Annotated in this window: 15 protein-coding genes; 7 read left to right on the top strand and 8 right to left on the bottom strand. The window is 70.4% G+C overall.

Annotated features, from left to right (window positions below):
• Nucleotides 1–22: 22 nt before the first annotated feature.
• Nucleotides 23–436: a hypothetical protein gene (locus Actob_RS30755; RefSeq protein ID WP_284915353.1), complete on the bottom strand. Its 414-nt coding sequence runs from the start codon at nucleotides 434–436 to the stop codon at nucleotides 23–25.
• 191 nt (nucleotides 437–627) lie between these two features.
• Complete coding sequence (locus Actob_RS30750; protein ID WP_284915352.1) at nucleotides 628–1,500, bottom strand: isocitrate lyase/PEP mutase family protein; 873 nt, start codon at nucleotides 1,498–1,500, stop codon at nucleotides 628–630.
• Nucleotides 1,501–1,605: 105 nt separating this feature from the next.
• Here Actob_RS30750 and Actob_RS30745 point away from each other — a divergent pair, with 105 nt between their 5' ends.
• A complete protein-coding gene (locus Actob_RS30745) occupies nucleotides 1,606–2,673 on the top strand; it encodes a DUF6348 family protein (protein WP_284915351.1) in 1,068 nt (355 codons plus the stop codon).
• Between the two features lie 606 nt (nucleotides 2,674–3,279).
• The gene (locus Actob_RS30740) at nucleotides 3,280–4,302 is read left to right on the top strand and encodes a M35 family metallo-endopeptidase (RefSeq protein ID WP_284915350.1); all 1,023 of its coding nucleotides are present in this window, start codon (nucleotides 3,280–3,282) and stop codon (nucleotides 4,300–4,302) included.
• Between the two features lie 159 nt (nucleotides 4,303–4,461).
• On the opposite strand, the gene Actob_RS30735 is transcribed toward Actob_RS30740, so the two are convergent.
• Genes Actob_RS30735 through Actob_RS30725 form a run of 3 tightly spaced genes read right to left on the bottom strand, consistent with a single transcriptional unit; the run spans nucleotide 4,462 to nucleotide 7,057 of the window.
• A complete protein-coding gene (locus Actob_RS30735; RefSeq protein ID WP_284915349.1) occupies nucleotides 4,462–5,190 on the bottom strand; it encodes an ABC transporter ATP-binding protein in 729 nt (242 codons plus the stop codon).
• A complete protein-coding gene (locus Actob_RS30730) occupies nucleotides 5,166–6,008 on the bottom strand; it encodes an ABC transporter permease (protein WP_284915348.1) in 843 nt (280 codons plus the stop codon). Before Actob_RS30730 ends, Actob_RS30735 begins: the two co-directional genes overlap by 25 nt.
• A gap of 2 nt (nucleotides 6,009–6,010) precedes the next feature.
• On the bottom strand, nucleotides 6,011–7,057 hold the full coding sequence (locus tag Actob_RS30725) for an ABC transporter substrate-binding protein (RefSeq protein ID WP_284915347.1): 1,047 nt from the start codon (nucleotides 7,055–7,057) through the stop codon (nucleotides 6,011–6,013).
• Nucleotides 7,058–7,328: 271 nt separating this feature from the next.
• Here Actob_RS30725 and Actob_RS30720 point away from each other — a divergent pair, with 271 nt between their 5' ends.
• Complete coding sequence (locus tag Actob_RS30720; protein WP_284915346.1) at nucleotides 7,329–8,579, top strand: lamin tail domain-containing protein; 1,251 nt, start codon at nucleotides 7,329–7,331, stop codon at nucleotides 8,577–8,579.
• A gap of 217 nt (nucleotides 8,580–8,796) precedes the next feature.
• On the opposite strand, the gene Actob_RS30715 is transcribed toward Actob_RS30720, so the two are convergent.
• The 3 genes from Actob_RS30715 to Actob_RS30705 all read right to left on the bottom strand — a co-directional run bounded on the left by Actob_RS30715 (nucleotide 8,797) and on the right by Actob_RS30705 (nucleotide 12,916).
• A complete protein-coding gene (locus Actob_RS30715; RefSeq protein WP_284915345.1) occupies nucleotides 8,797–9,444 on the bottom strand; it encodes a thymidine kinase in 648 nt (215 codons plus the stop codon).
• 328 nt (nucleotides 9,445–9,772) lie between these two features.
• Complete coding sequence (locus Actob_RS30710) at nucleotides 9,773–11,509, bottom strand: NAD(P)/FAD-dependent oxidoreductase (protein ID WP_284915344.1); 1,737 nt, start codon at nucleotides 11,507–11,509, stop codon at nucleotides 9,773–9,775.
• 573 nt (nucleotides 11,510–12,082) lie between these two features.
• Complete coding sequence (locus Actob_RS30705) at nucleotides 12,083–12,916, bottom strand: SDR family NAD(P)-dependent oxidoreductase (RefSeq protein ID WP_284915343.1); 834 nt, start codon at nucleotides 12,914–12,916, stop codon at nucleotides 12,083–12,085.
• Nucleotides 12,917–12,986: 70 nt separating this feature from the next.
• Between Actob_RS30705 and Actob_RS30700 the strand changes: the two genes are divergently transcribed.
• From Actob_RS30700 to Actob_RS30685, 4 genes are all read left to right on the top strand, one after another.
• Nucleotides 12,987–13,910, top strand: coding sequence for a LysR family transcriptional regulator (locus tag Actob_RS30700; protein WP_284915342.1), 924 nt, complete (start codon nucleotides 12,987–12,989; stop codon nucleotides 13,908–13,910).
• A 2-nt stretch (nucleotides 13,911–13,912) separates the two neighbouring features.
• On the top strand, nucleotides 13,913–14,278 hold the full coding sequence (locus Actob_RS30695) for an Mth938-like domain-containing protein (protein WP_284915341.1): 366 nt from the start codon (nucleotides 13,913–13,915) through the stop codon (nucleotides 14,276–14,278).
• A 71-nt stretch (nucleotides 14,279–14,349) separates the two neighbouring features.
• Entirely contained in the window at nucleotides 14,350–14,712 is a 363-nt protein-coding gene (locus Actob_RS30690) for an L-rhamnose mutarotase (protein WP_284915340.1), read from the top strand.
• 200 nt (nucleotides 14,713–14,912) lie between these two features.
• A complete protein-coding gene (locus Actob_RS30685; protein WP_284915339.1) occupies nucleotides 14,913–15,977 on the top strand; it encodes a hypothetical protein in 1,065 nt (354 codons plus the stop codon).

Below are 15,977 nucleotides of genomic sequence, written 5' to 3'. Positions count from 1 at the left end.
CCGGCGTGCCGATCGGGGCGCGTCAGCAGTCGAGCGGGAACCAGTCGTCGGCGTACTTGCACACGCCGAACGGGTCCTTGCCGCCCTTCTTGGCGGGCTTGTCGGTGTTGGTGGGCTCGGTGCTGGTGGTCTTGGCCGGGGCCTGCGGCTCCCGGTACGGGTCACCCACGATGATCCACCACTTCGACGTGGTGTCGCTCTGCGCGATGCACTGGGCGTTGGAGATCTCCTTGTTCCATTCGGCGGCCTCCGCGTTGGCTCTGCAGTCCGGTAGTGACCAGTACTGGCCGTCGAGCTTGATGATGCCGGGGCCGGTCCGGGTGGCGCTGGTGCCGGTGATCTGGCCCGTCGAGGGCGCCGCCTGAGCCGGCGTGCTGACCACGAGGGCGCCGGCCAGGCCGAGGCCGGTAACGGCGATGGTCGAGATCTTGTGCATGACGGATCCTCTCGCTACGGATGACGAAGGCGGTGCGATGTGGTCCTCACGAGCCCACCACTTCCGTATCGCCGCAGCCGTGGAACCACCGGTAGCCGGACGTTCAGGGAGTCATCACAGCCGACCGGCCAGACTTCACCGGACCGGCATCCGAAGATCTCGATCTTGTGCGGGGCGCCGCGGGCCGCTCGTCACGTCTGCAGCCGTCCGGGGACGTAACGGGCCTCCGCGACGGCGGCGTCGTCCTCGCCGGCCACGGCGGTGAAGGCGGCCCACGGCATCCGCTCGACCGCGTCGGCGGCGCCGCTCTCGCCGATCGCTCGGTAGGCGGTCGACGCCGCCCGCATCGCGGCGAGCAGGGCGGCGACCGGGTGCAGGACCAGGCGTACGCCGACGGCCAGCAGGTCCGCGTCGGTCCAGGCCGGCCGGTTCGGTGCGGCTTCGCTGCGAGTGAGCACCATCGGTACGCCGGGCAGTGCCCGGTGGATGGCGGCGAGCTCGTCGATCCCCGGTACGCCCTCGGGGACGACAGCGTGGGCGCCGGCCTCGGCGTACGCGCCGCAGCGCACTATCGTCTCGGCGAGACCGTGCCCGGCGTACGCGTCAGTCCGGGCGATGACGGTGAGCTCCGGGACCTGATCGGCCAGCGCCTTGATCTTCGCGGCCGCCAGGCCGATCTCGATCAGTTTCGGGCCGGCCCGGCGCTCGCGGCGGTCCGGACTCGCCCGGTCCTCCAGGAGCAGCCCGGAGATCCCGGATCGGCGGTAGGCGAGCCCGGTCCACACCGCGTGCTCCGGGGTGCCGAAACCGGTGTCCGCGTCGGCCAGCAGCGGGGTGCCCCGCAACGCCGGGGCCAGTGTGGTGGCCCGGTCGGCGATCTGGGTGGCGTGCACGAAGCCGAGGTCCGGGCGGCCCAGCATGGTGGCCGCGACGGCGGCGCCGGACAGGTGCACGACCTGGTGCCCGGCCGCCACGGCGAGCGCGGCGGTCGCCGGATCCCAGACGCCGGGCACGTGGGTGACCCGGTCGGCGGCGAGAAGCATGCGTAACGCGGAAGCGGCCATGACAGATTGTGCAACGCGAATCGGTTTTCGACACGCGCCACGCGCGGGTCGCCGCCGGTGCCCGGACGGGCTTGCGGAAGATCTACCGGGCGGTACGCTCACGCGATGTTCGACGAGGCGGTACTGGTCGGGGTCACGGCGTTCTGTGCGGGCGCGGCGGCACCGCCCGGTGAGGAGATCCGGGAGAACCTGCTCGGCGGCGGTGTGGAGCCGTGGCTGGCGGAGCGCCTGCTGGTCTTCCTGCCGATCGCCTTCGGCCGCCGGATGCTCGGCGGCGTCACCGTCGACGCCACCTTCGTCGACGGCGGCACCACCCGTCAGCTCGCCGGCGACCCGGTCTTCGCGGCCGCCGCGCGGATCGCGCAGCTGGCCGGGCAGGCGGAGACGGCCCGGATCGCCGGCTACAGCCACGAGGTGGCCGCGGTCAGCCAGGCACTGCAGGGCGGCGCCAAGGTCGAGGAGATGACCCTCGGCCCGATCACCCTCGACGAGCCGCTGCCCGAGCTGGGCTCCGGCAGCGGTGGCGTGCCCGCGCCGTCCTCGGTGTTCGCGCACTGGATGGCCGCCTACGGGGTACCGGTCGGCGACGACCTCCGGGTGGGTGACGCCGAGTTCCGGGCCACCCTCACCCCGCATCCGCGTCCCGCGCCGGGACTGGTCGTGGCGCAGGTGAACTTCGCCGTCAACCATCCGGCGCTGGCTCGTCAGTGGATGGTGGAGAGCTGCGTCGGCGTGGCGAGCACCTGGAAGGAGGCGATCTTCCAGAGCCTCGCCATGTTCGAGCGGGCCGTGGCGTACCCGATGATCGCCGCCCTGCTGGACCGCCGGGCCGCCGGTGACCAGGTGCTGGTCGAGCGGTACAACCACCCGGGCGGCGAGTTCGAGCTGCTGCTGGGCGCGCAGGTGGACCTGTTCGCGACCGGGCCGGTGCCGTCCGCCGAGCCGCTGCTCGACCAGTTGCTGACCGCGCTCAAGGACGTCCCGCTGAGCCGGGCCGTGCACGCGCTGCGGTTCTTCACCGCGCACCAGGACGGTCAGCTGCTGACCAACGAGGTGGTGCTGGACGGCGAACCGTGGGAGACCGGCATGAAGGTCACCGCCGCCGCCCCGCCGCCGCTGCCGGCCGGCCCGGTCGGGGTCCGCGTCTTCGCCTTCCTGGTCCCGGTCGGCTGACCCGCCAGGTGGTCCCGGCCGAGACCGTGGACACCACCGGCTCCGCGGACCACGGCCAGCAGTTCACCCAGGGGTACGGCCTGGCTGGGTGGCTTCCTCGCCGGCGGTGCCGGGTGTCACGTTTGTCCTGCTCGCGCCACTGCTGCCTTCTCCACCAGGGCGAGGTCACGTTCGTCCGGTTCGCCCGCTGCCGCCTTCTCAGCCCCGGGTCGGTCAACGCGTGGCCGTTGCTCGAACGGTAGGCGCGTGTGCTTCGCCGCAGTCCAGCCATTCCTGCGATCGAGCCCGGCTACCAGCGCATCGACGTCCACCACGACCGGCCCGACGGGACCGGCCATCGATACGTCGCGCCTGCCTACTGCCGCTGCGGTACCGGCGCGCTCCGCGAAGGCCGCGCGGTCGACGGTATGACTTAAATGACATATTGATGGGATTTGCTAAATCTACTAGATTGATCGTCATTGATCACCTGCGCCGGTTTCCTGGATCTCCGTCGCGTTGTGAGCCCCCATGAAATGAGAGAGGTAACCGCGCGTGCGTATTTCTCTACGTCCACTCTGGGCGACGTGTGTCGCTGTCGGGATTGCCGTTCCGGCCGCAGTCGCCGTGAACGCGGACGCGGCGACGGCCGCCGACGCCACCGGCCTGACGACGACCGTCCAGATCGACGAGGTGTCCAGCAGCAGCTTGACCGTGCGTCTGACGACGCGGAACACGTCGTCGTCGCCGGTCAGCGTGCTGTCCCGGGACCTGCCGCGGGCGGGCCTGTCCGGCGGGCTTCTGGCCGTGACCCGGGACGGCGTGCCGCTTCCGTATCACGGCAGACTGGTCAAGTACGCCAAGCCGACTGCGGCCGACTACACCCGTATTCCCGCCGGCGGTACGTACGCGGTGACGATGAACCTGGCCGACGACTACGACCTGTCGCGGCCGGGAACCTTCACCATCGCGCTGGCCGCCACCCGGATCCGGGCCCTGCGCGGGCCGGGCGCGGCCGTCGCCGACACGGTGCGGGTCCGGGCCGGCCAGGCGAGCGTGAGCACCACCGTCGCGATCCAGGGCGCGCGCAAGCCCGCCGGCGTCGCGGCCGCGTCCAGCGAGCGGGTCAAGGTCGCCGCGAGCGCCGTCACCATCGTCTACAACAGCAACTGCAGCACGAGCCAGAAGACCTCCATTCGGCAGGCTGTGACCGACGCCGCCACGCTGTCAACGAAGTCGAAGACCTGGCTCTCGAACAACCCGAACGGCGGCGCCGCCTACACGGAATGGTTCGGCACCCGCACGACGACCCGGTTCAACACGGTGGCCAGCGAGTACAGCAACATCACCAGCGAGCTGACCAGCAAGACCGTGACGCTGAGCTGCCTCAACGAAGCCGGCGTCTATGCGTACGTCTACCCCGACGACCCCTACAAGATCTACCTCTGCGGCGCATTCTGGACCGCGCCGGCCATCGGAACCGACTCCAAGGCGGGAACGCTCGTCCACGAGTCCAGCCACTTCACTGTCAACGGCGGCACCGACGACTGGGCTTACGGCCAGACCGCGGCCAGGAATCTCGCCTCGACGAACCCCGCCAGGGCCGTCAACAACGCCGACAACTACGAATACTTCGCGGAAAGCCGCTGACCTGATCGGCGGTGTGCCGTGACGTGACATGCCGCCACCGGACAGCCTCATCGCAGGGCCCCTCGGACGAAGTCATCCGAGGGGCCCTGCCGGGTCTGTACACATCGCCTCTGCCCACCCGTGAGCCCCGATCCGGTCCAGCGTCGCCGGGGTTGTTTCTCAGCCTTCCTCGACCACTCCCAGGGCGCGGAGCAGCAGTTCCCGGATCTCCTGGAAGCCGGGGTCGCTGGCCCTGCGGCTCTCCGGCAGGCCGGGCCGCACGTCGACGGCGATGTGGCCGCTGTCCAGCACGACGATCCGGTCGGCCAGCTGCACTGCCTCGTCCACGTCGTGGGTGACCAGCAGCACCGCGGGCTGGTGACGCTTGCACAGCGCCCGCAGCAGACCGTGCATCTTGATCCGGGTGAGGGCGTCGAGGGCACCGAACGGCTCGTCGGCGAGCAGCAGCTCCGGCTCGCCGACCAGCGACCGGGCGAGGGCGACACGCTGCTGCTCACCGCCGGAGAGCTGGTTGGGCCAGGCCCGCTCGCGGCCGGCCAGGCCCACCTCGGCGAGCGCGTCGACGCCCTTGCGCCGGGCGTCCGGCACCCGCAGCGCCAGGATCACGTTGTCCAGCACCCGCCGCCAGGGGAGCAGCCGGGAGTCCTGGAAGACCACCGACACCCGGTCCGGGATCCGCAGGTCGCCGGAGCCGGCCACGTCGTGGTCCAGCCCGGCGAGCGCGCGCAGCAGGGTGCTCTTGCCGGAACCGCTGCGCCCGAGCAGGGCGACGAACTCGCCCGGCGCGATGTCCAGGTCGATCCCGTCGAGGACGGTCTTCTCGCCGAACCGGCGGGTCAGCCCGGAGATCCGGACGCCGTGGGTCAGTTGGTCAAGGTACGGCGCCATCCCAGCACCCTCCGTTCAGCGATGCGGACCAGAGCGTCCGAGAGGAAACCGAAGATGCCGTAGATCACCAGGCCGACGATGATGATGTCGGTCTGGGCGTACTCCTGGGCCTGGGTCATCATGTAGCCGACGCCGGAGAGCGCGTTGATCTGCTCGACGGTGATCAGGATCAGCCAGGAAGCCGTCACCGACAGGCGCAGGCCGACGAACACGCCGGGCAGCGCGCCGGGGAAGACCACATGCCGGACGAACTCCCAGCGGGAGTAGTTCTGCACCTGGGCGAGTTCCACGTACCGCTGGTCGATGCCGGTCAGCCCGGCGTGGACCTGCACGTACATGTAAACGGCGACGGCCACCGCGATGATGGTGATCTTGAAGCCCTCGTTGATGCCCAGCCACAGGATGAGCAGCGGGATCAGGCCGATCGTGGGGATCGCCAGCTTGATCCGCATCGGGCCGTCGATCAGCGCCTCGCCGATCCGGCTGGTCCCCGCCAGCAGGGCCAGCACCAGGCCGGCGAGCGCACCGATCACGAAGCCGAACACCGCGCGTTGCAGGGAGGCGAGAATGTGCTCCTGCAGCGTCCCGGCCTCGATCAGGTCGGCGAAGGTGCCGGCCACGGTCCACGGCGCGGACAGCTTGCGCGGGTCCAGCACGCCGGTCGCCGAGGCGAGCGCCCAGATCGCCAGGAGCAGCACCGGCCCGAGCGTGCGGCCGTACGGAATGGGCTTTCCGGGCCCCACGCGGCGCCGCCTCCGGCGCGGTGGGGCCGTGGCGGCGCGAGGGCGGGCGGCGACGGAGATGGTCTCGGTAGCCATGATCACTCCTGGTACTTGGCGGGAACCGCGCTCGAGGCGATGCCCTCGAAACGCCTGTCGAACAGCTTCTCCGGGTCGATCTTCTTGATGAAGCCGCCCTCGACGAGCAGGCCGGCGGACTCCCTCTCCCAGGCCACCGCCTTGTCCCAGCTCGTCGGGAAGAACGGCTGCTGCAGCGTGGTACCGATCCGCTTCGCGTCCGCCTCGGACACCTGCTGGTCCTTGACGTAGTAGGCGTCCAGCCACTTCTCCGGGTTCTCCCACCGCCAGATCTGGTCCTTGGCCCAGATCGGGATGAACGAGCGGATCGCGGCGACCTTGGCGGAGTCGGCCAGCACCTCGGACGGCGCCCAGAGCACGCTCAGGTAGTCGACGGCGGTCATCGGGAACTGGATGGCGCCGTCCTTGCCGTACTCGGCGAGGTACTTGGTGATGGCCGGCTCGTAGAGCGGCGCGACGTCGACCTGCTTGCTCTGCAGGGCGACCAGGAACTTCGTGCTGGGCAGGGCGACCAGCTGCACGTCCTTCGTGGACAGACCCTGCTCCTTGAGGGTGCGCAGAACCACCAGGCCCTGCGCCTGGCCCTGCGAGAAGGCGATCTTCTTGCCGCGCAGGTCGGTGATGTCCTTCACCGGGTTGCCGGGCGCCGTGACGAACGTGTACTGCGGCTTGTGCACCGTCTGCACCGCGACGATCTTCGCGTCCACATTGATCGCGGCGGCCTGGATCGGCGGGATGCCGGCGTTGTTGGCGAGGTCGATGGACTTGGCCCGGAAACCCTGGATCACGTCCGGGCCGGCGGAGATGTTGGGCCAGTCCTTGACCTTGAACGGGATCTTGTCGATCTCGCCGGAGGCGGTCAGTCCGACCTGCGAGGTGTGGATCGAGATGATCAGCTGGGTGGCCGGGTCGACGGTGGTGGGCAGCGGGTCGGCGGCGGAGAGACTCGCGGAGGCGGCATCGTCGCCGGCACATCCGGTCAGGCCGAGCGCTGTCACTCCGAGGAGCCCTCCGAGCAGCGTGCGGCGGTTCAGAATCGGACTAGTCATGTGCGTTTCCCCTTGAGAAATCCACGGCGGCGGTGACGATGCGTGTCCGCGGGATGACCGGCTCGATCAATATACATTACCTATCGGGTTTATAGGTTTTAACGACTTGTCACGGTAGCCGGCCGGACCATTCTTCGGTACGGCGGGAGTGCTCACCGCGTACCGGAAGCAGTTTTTGGTACGCCGTGAGCCGCGCCCGCCGAGCGGTCCGCAACCGGGCCGCAGCCTGGGAAAACTCGATCCGCAACCGGGTTCGCCCGATCGTGCTGGCATGCTGCGCCGACTCGCCTCGCTGGCCACCGCCGTCACCGCCGCCGCCACCCTGACCCTGGCCGGCCTGCCCGCTCCGGCGCTCGCCGCGTCGGTCCCCTGCCGGCCGGTAGCCGGGAGCCCGCGCTGTTCGGTCTGGACCGGCAAGGTCGCCTGGGTGGCTGACGGTGACACCCTGCTGGTGGACGTGAACGGCGACGGCACCACGACGCCGCGGTCCATCCGGGTGATCGGGGTGCAGGCCATGGAGCAGCACGTCTACTCGCCGAAGGCGGCGAAGCGGCGGGGCGACTGTCACGCCCTGGAGGCGACCGCGCGGGTCGAGCGGCTGGTCCGGGCGGGCAACGGCGTGGTGCGGATGACGGCGCAGCACGCGGACAGCCAGAGTCGTAACCGTCCGTTGCGATCGATCTCAGTCAAGATCAACGGGACGTGGCGGGACATCGGGGAGGACCTGGTCCGGCACGGGTACGCGCTCTGGCTGCCGTTCGCCGGCGAGTGGGCGTGGGACTCGGCCTATGAGCTGGACGAGGCGCGGGCTTCCACCGAGAAGCAGCTGATGTGGGACGAGAACTACTGCGGGGCGGGGCCGGCGGCGGCCGCGAACCTCACCGTCTGGGCGAACAGTGACGCGGACGGGGACGACGGCGGAAACCTGAACGGGGAATGGATCCGGATCGGCAACCACGGCTCGGCGGCGGTGGACCTGAGCGGCTGGTGGGTGCGGGATTCCGGGCTGCGGCGGTACACGTTCACGGCGGGGACCGTGGTGCCGGCCGGCGGGGCCGTCTATGTGCACGTGGGGCAGGGCGTGGACACCGCCACTGACAAGTACTGGGGACTGTCGGCGCCGATCTTCACGAACGTGGATCCGCTCCGGAACTCGGTGGGTGACGGGGCGTACCTCTTCGATCCGCAGGGTGACCTGCGGCGGTCGTTCGTGTATCCGTGCCAGGTGGGGTGCGGAAGTCCGCTGGCCGGGAAGGTCTCGCTGAAGGTCAAGTACGGCGGGGTCGAGAGGGTCGAGGTGGTGAACGTCAGCGACGAGCCGGTCGACCTGCAGGGGCACGTGGTGGTGAGCCGGTATCAGTACCGGTTCGAGGAGAGCACGGTGCTGGCGCCCGGGGAGTCGATGGTGGTGCCGCTGGCCGGTGGGCGGGCGGTGCTCGATGATCGCGGTGGGGAGGTGCGGCTGCAGACCTCGGACATGTGGACCGTAGCGTGCCGCTGGTGGGGCACCGGTAAGTGCTGATTTTCCGGACTTGTTACCCGGGTGCCTCGTCGCCGCCTGTCCGCCGCTGTCGACCTTCGGTGGCCTGTCACGGGGACACCCGGGAGCGTGGTTGCCGCCCGGCTGTCAGGCGGGGCCGGGCTCGCCGTTGCGCCGGCGGGAGTGTGGTCGCGCTCGGCTGTCAGGTGCGGCCGGGTTCGTCGTCGGGCCGGCCGGGAGCGTGGTTGCCGCTCGGCTGTCAGGCGGGGCCGGGCTCGCCGTTGCGCCAGTGGCGGCGGCACAGCACCCGGTAGGAGACCGCTGACGTCTCGGTGGTGTCGCCGACCGCGACCTGCTCACCGGCCCGGGCCACCTGGCCGTCGACGATCCGGGCGTTCTGCCGGCCGGGGCGCCCGCACCAGCAGGTCACCTCGACCTGCAGGGGCAGGATCACGTCGGCCAGCTCGACCAGTCGCTGCGCACCCGGGAACAGCCGGGACAGGAAGTCCGTGGTGATGGCATAGCAGTCGATGTCCACGCCGAGCTCGTCCGCCGCCCAGGCCAGCTGCTCCACCTGCGCCGGGCTGAGGAACTGTGCCTCGTCCACGATCACGAACCCACCGGCCGGCACCGTCTCGGCGACCAGCGAGGCCAGGTCCATCTCCGAGTGCACCTCGATGGCGTCGGCGGCGACCCCGAGCCGGGACGACATGATCCCCTCACCGGCCCGGTCCTGGCTGGTCAGCAGGACGCCCGGACGCCCGGCCTGCTGCCGGTTGAACGCGTTCTGCAGGGCCAGGGTGCTCTTGCCCGACCCCATCCGCCCGGTGAACAGCGTCAAGGTCCCGAAGACCGGAGCCAGCGCCGGCTGCCGAGAAGCAATAACGGTCGCGGCGGTGACCGGCATCAATCGGGGCCTTCTCTCCGTGGGCGTGTCATCAGGCGTTTCCACCGTCGCCCGGCCGAACCGGCGCCGAACAGCACCGTCGCTCCGTCCGGGCGGGGCCGGTACACGCTACCTGGTGATCGAACCCCGGGTTACCGCCGGTCGACGATCAGCTTCGAGACACCTGACGAAGATTTCTGCCGGACGGGCCCCTCGTCCCGGCCGACCGGGCGGCGCCCGGTCGACGCATGCGGCGGGCTCGTCGTCGACGTCACGGTCGTCGACGACGCAGGCCGGGCCACCGCCCGATCGAATCCGCTGCCATGCGTCGACACGGCACACCCGGCTGTCACTCGCGCACGCTCAAACGCTCCCTTTCCGGTGCCTGGGGCACCGGGCGCCCGTCATCGGTCCCGGGCTTCGCAGCCGAGCGCGCCTCCTCCCGCGCCGGGATGATCGGCGTGGTGGCTGTCACCTCCGCCGAGGTGAGGTGGTCGCCGGACTCGGGGCGGTTAGCGGTCTCGCGCTGGTCGGTGGTCGCGGGGCGGTTAGCGGTCTCGCGCTGGTCGGTGGTCGCGGGGCGGTTAGCGGTCTCGCGCTGGTCGGTGGTCGCGGGGCGGTTAGCGGTCTCGCGCTGGTCGGTGGTCGCGGGGCGGTCGGCGGCCTCAGGGCGGCCAGTGGTCTCAGTCCGGGCAGCGGTCTCGCGCCGGTCAGCGGGCTCGGGGCGGTCGCCGGACTCGGCGCGTTCGCGGGCGAACGGGTCACCGTAGGCCCGGATCGCGCGGCGAGCGAACGCCTGCTGCAGTGTCGCGACCCGCTCCGAACGGCCGCGCCCGACGAAGCTGACCGCCCAGTGCAGCACCGCCGTCACCCTGTTCTTGAAGCCGACCAGGTAGAACAGGTGCACCGCGACCCACACCACCCAGGCGGGGAAGCCGGACAGGCGCACCTTGCCGATGCTGGCCACCGCGGAGAACCGCGAGATCGTTGCCAGGCTGCCCTTGTCGAAGTACTTGAACGGCTGCCCGGCCTCCTTCCCGGCGATCCGCCGCTTGATCTGGTCGGCCGCGTGCCGGCCGCTCTGGATGGCCACCTGCGCCACCCCGGGCAACGGCTTCCCGTCATCGCCGGCCAGGTTCATCATGTCGCCCAGCACGAAGATCTCCGGGTGTCCGGGCAGCGTGGTGTCCTGGTCCACGAAGACCCGCCCGGCCCGGTCGGTCTTCGCCCCGGTCGCCTCGGCCAGCTTGGCCGCCAGCGGCGGCGCGGACACCCCGGCCGCCCACACCTTGGTCACCGACGGGATGCGGTGCCGGCCGGTCGCGTCCTCCACCTCGATCCCCGTCGAGTCGACCCCGACAACCTTGGTGTTCAGCTTCACCTCGACGCCGAGTTTCTCCAGCTCGCGCTGCGCACCTGCGGAAAGGTCGTCGCCGAACGTGTTCAGCACCGCCCCGATCGCGTCGACCAGGATGATCCGGGCCTTGCGGGGATCGATGTGCTTGTACTGCCCCGGCAGGTTGCGGTGGGCCAGCTCGGCGATCTGGCCGGCCAGCTCCGTGCCGGTCGGGCCGGCGCCGACCACCACGAAGGTCAGCCAGCGCTGCGCCGCCTCCGGGTCGGTCTGCAGGTCCGCCACCTCGAACGCGCCGAAGATCCGGGCACGCAGTTCGAGCGCGTCGTCGATGCTCTTCATGCCGGGCGCGTGGTCGGCGAACTGGTCGTTGCCGAAGTACGACTGCGAGGCGCCGGCCGCCACGATCAGCGTGTCGTACTCCACGGTGTAGTCGATGCCGGGGCCGGACACCGACACGACCTTGTTCTCGACGTCGACGTCCGTCACCCAGCCCAGGCGAACGTCCACATTCTCCTGACGGCGCAGGACCTCCCGGATCGGCGGAGCGACCTCGCCCTCGGACAGGATCCCGGTCGCCACCTGGTAGAGCAGCGGCTGGAAGAGGTGGTACGCCGTACCGTTGATGAGGGTGATGTCCACCGGAGCCTTGCGCAGCGCCTTGATCGCGAAGAGCCCACCGAAACCGGCCCCCACCACGACCACGCGTTGGCGGTGACTTGCCTGAGTCATTGCCTGCTCCCGTCCCAGTCGATCTGCTAAGTACAGCGCACTTCCGCATACCCGTATGCCGTGAAAATGACCACTCACGTGCGCATTCTCACCACGCTCCGGGCCTGGGGCGACTTGTGGCGGCGTCTCAACCAGGGGATCGCCGGCTCCGGTCGGGAAGATCCGCTACCTGGTCGCGGCGCCGGCGCGCACCGTGACATCGGTCGCGCTGTTCACCATTCGCTACGCGGGAAGTGGCTTGCTGCCTCTCGTCTCGGATTCCTCCCCGGGTGGGATGCGTGGTGGTCGCGGCCGGTGTGCCGCTCAGCCGGCGCCGTCACCACCGCCGGACGATGCCCCGCGCTCAGACCGCCGGGTGGCTCCCGATCGAACCGCGGGGTGGGTGTGGTGGCGAGCGGGCCGCCCGTGATCACCGGAACCGTGGCCGGCATCGAGCGGTGTGAGCCACAGCCTCCCGCACGCGTGCTGGCGCGGCGGGATAGCGGGATGGCCGTGGGCGGCGCTCGCCACTCCAGGAACCGGACAGGCGGGGCGGGGCGGGAGACATCAGCACGGCGGTCTGCGACCCGGCACTCACGGGCGCCACGGGAGGACGACGCCGTCGCGGACGAGCTCGCCGTAGTGGTCGGGTTTGATCGGATCCAGTGCCAGGGAGAGCAGCGGCACCGCGGCCCGGGCCGGAGTGGGCGCGTCGCTGACGTCCCACCAGAGGGCGGAGGTGGGTGTGTTCATCATGCCGGGGCAGGCGGCGGCGAGCAGGATGCCGCGTCCGGCGTCGGACTCCCGTCGCTCGTGGGCGAGCGCTCGGACGGCGGCGACCTGCGCGATCTTGGACGGGATGTTGACGAATCCGGGCCAGGCGCCGGCTCGGGCACGGCCGTCGCGGACCTGATCACACCAGTCGGCGGTGGCGGCGTCGACCGCGTCGAGTGAGGGCAGTCCGTCGAAGTGGCGATGCAGCACGGGGGCCAGGAAGGTGAGAGTGCCGAGCGAGCTGGCCACCACGATCAGCCGGCCGCCGTCGCGCGTCAGGGGAGCGAAGGCGCGCAGCACCCGGGTGGTCCCGAAGTCGTTGACCTGCGCGTAGTCGTCGATGATCGCGCGTGGGTCGTCATCCGGGCCGACACGCATCACCGCGTTGCTGAAGACGATGTCGACGCCACCGTGGCGGCGCTCCAGCTCGGCGGCGAGACCGGCGACCGACTCCGGGTCGGACACGTCCAGCACCTCACCGCGCACCTCAGCGGGGTGAGCCGGAAGGGAAGCGGCGGCCGCGCCCACCCGGGCCGCGTCGCGGCCGGTCAGGTAGACGGTGTCGGCGGCGCCCAGGCGCTGCGCGAGGCCCGCCGCCAACGCCGTGCCGAGCCCCTGAGTAGCCCCGGTGACCAGGGCGATCCGAGAAGTCATGCGGCAAAGCTAGGCCGCCTCCGGCGATGCGACCAACGAGATTTACTCATGCCTGGTATGAGTAATCGTCATGGCGATCACGGACGCGTCGTTGGTAGCGTTGCGAGTGTTCCGGGAGGTGGCGGAGCGCGGCACCTTCACCGCCGCGGCGACCGCGTTGGGATACACGCAGTCCGCGGTCTCCCGGCAGATCGCGGCTCTGGAGCGAGCCGTGGGGGCGGATCTTCTGGAGCGACGGCACGAGGGGGTGAGGCTGACTTCGGCGGGGCGGATCGTGTTGCGCCGTGCGGTCGCGGTGGCCGAGCAGGTCGACGCGGCGGCGCGCGAACTGGCCGGCCTGCCTGGTGCGGGCGGCCGGGTGCGGCTTGGCTGGTTCACCAGCGCCGGCGCGGGACTGGTGCCACGTGCGTTGAGCGAGTTGCGGCGTGCGCACCCCGGAGTGACAGTGACCAGCCGTGAAGCGTCCACGCCCGCGCTGATCCGTGCCCTGCGCGCGGGGAGCCTCGACGTGGCCGTGATCGCGACGGAGCCGCCGCACCGGCCACCGGACACCGAGGCGCCGCCGTTGCGGATGCGGGTGTTGACCGACCGCAGCTTGATGGTCGCGGTGCCGGCCACGCATCCGTTGGCCGGCGGTTCCTACGTGGACGTGTCGGAGTTGCGGGGCCAGGAGTGGATCGCTGGGCAGAGTTCGGGTGGTGAGCGACTGATGGGCGTGTGGCCGGGGCTCGACGAGCGGCCGGTGGTCGCGCATGTGGCTCGCGATTGGCTGGCCAAGCTGCATCTGGTCGCGGCCGGGTGTGGGCTGACGACGATCCCGCCGCTGCTGGCCGGTGCGGTGCCGGACGGGGTGCGGGTGTTGCCCGTGCATGGTGGTCCGGAGGAAGGGCGGCGGATGACCCTGGCCTGGGTGCATGATCCGCTGCCACCGGCGGCGGCGCGGCTGGCCGAGGCACTCCAGGCCGCGGCCACTGTGGAGATCGGAGAGGGGTGAGCATGGCGGATTCGCCGAGGATCCTGGACGTGTCGTGGGGAAAGATGGCGGTCGAGGGGCTGCCCGAGGGCAAGGATTTCAAGCTGTGGCCGGGCGGTGGGCGGCCGTGGGACTGGACCGAGACCGGAACCCGGCACGACCCCGGCATCCAGCCGGCCGACGTCGCCGAGTTGCTCGATCACGGAGCCACGGTCCTGGTGTTGTCCCGGGGGATGGACTCGGTGCTGCGGGTGGATCCGGCGACGGTGCAGATGCTGCGGCAGCGGGACGTCGAGGTGCACGTGGCGGAGACCACCGAGGCGGTGCGGATCTACAACGAGTTGGCCGGTGCGGTGGCGGTCGGTGGGCTCTTCCACTCGACCTGCTGATCACCACGGTGCTCGCCTGAGGCCGAGGTGACGCCTGGCTGTCAGGAGGACCGACTGATACGTTTCACAAGGTGACCCATGTCTGCTTCACGCTCCAGGTGGACCCGGCCAGACTGGATGCCTATCGCCAGGCGCATGCCGCTGTCTGGCCCGGCATGCTCAAGGCCTTGCACGAGACCGGCTGGCGAAACTATCGGCTGTTCCTGCGCCCGGACGGCTTGCTCGTCGGGACGTTGGAGACCGAGGATCTCGCCGCGGCTCAGGCCGCCATGGCGCGGACCGAGGTCAATGCTCGCTGGCAGGCTGCGATGGCCGAGTTCTTCCCGGTTCTGGGCGAGCTCCGCCCCGACGAGGGTATGGTCGTGCTCGACCAGATCTTCCACCTCGAGGAGCAGCTGGCGCGCTGCGATCGAGCCGTCGAGCCCGGGAGATGACCGCCGCCGGTCGGGCGATCCAGGACGAGCCGCGGCGGCAATCTCGATGTCACTGCCGACCAGCGGCCGGCATGGCGCCAGCGATGGCGGCAAGAGACAGCGGGGAACGGCCGCGCCGCCGAAATCAGGGTCATCTCTGATCGATTCATGTAACACGGGCGATGTAGGTTACCTTCGCCCGGATCGATCGGAGGACCAACGTGACAACGTCCGTGGAGCGGCCACAGGTGGCCGGCGCGGTGACCACCGGCCCGGTGTTCACCGCGCGGGAGCGGTGGGTGCTGCTGGTCGCGAGCGCCTGGCTGGTGATCGGGCTGCAGCTCGACGCCTACGCGCACGCCACCACGCCGGAGCTGGAGACGTTCTGGACCCCCTGGCACGGTGTGCTCTACTCGGGCATCGCGGCGTCCGGCTTCACGCTTCTCTGGATCATGAAGTCGCGGCTGCCGGCGATCCCGACCTACCAGAGCCTGCTCGCCCTGCCGAACGCGTTGCGCATCCCGCTGGCCGGGATGGCGTCGCTGCTGGTCGGTGGTGGCATGGACACGTTGTGGCACAACATCTTCGGGATCGAGAAGAACCTGGAGATCTTCGTCAGCCCCAGCCACGAGCTGATCATCCTGGGCATGGTGCTGGTCGCGATGGGCCCGGCGCTGATGACGGCCACCCTGCCCGGCCGCGTGCTGAGCATCGGCGGCGCCTGGCTGGTCGGCATCTCGGCGCTGTTCGCGGTGCTGCCGCTGCACATCTACTCGCTGCACGCCACCGCGCTGGGCTTCTACCACCTCGGCACCGGCAGGGCCGAGCCCAACGTGTTCTCCGTCGACGGTCAGCTGGTGCACGGCTACCTGTTCAGCACCGTTCTGCTGCTCGTCCCGATCCTGATGATCGGTCGCCGCTGGCGGCTGCCGATCGGGCTGCCGACCGCGCTGGTGTCGATCCCCGCGCTGCTCATGCACCTGATGTTCGCCTCCGAGGGGCCGTGGTGGCCGCAGCTGACCGTGGCGATCGCCGTGCCCGTCGTCGAGCTGCTGCTGCGCCTGGGAAACACCCTGGTCACCCTGCCGGTGACGGCACGCTGGAGCACCCTCGGGCTGGTCGCGCCACCGATCGTGTGGGGAGCCGTGCTGCTGGTCGGCAAGATTCAGACCGGCACGGTGGGGTGGAACATCCACATCGTCAGCGGCCTGTTGACGCTGACCGCGCTGACCGGCGTGGCCACCGTGCTGGTGGTCCGCAGCATCCAGCGCCTGCAGTCGGAGTGA

Source organism: Actinoplanes oblitus (genome assembly GCF_030252345.1).
GTDB lineage: Bacteria > Actinomycetota > Actinomycetes > Mycobacteriales > Micromonosporaceae > Actinoplanes > Actinoplanes oblitus.
Note: the sequence above shows the minus strand (reverse complement) of the source record. Positions and strands in the feature narration are given on the sequence as shown.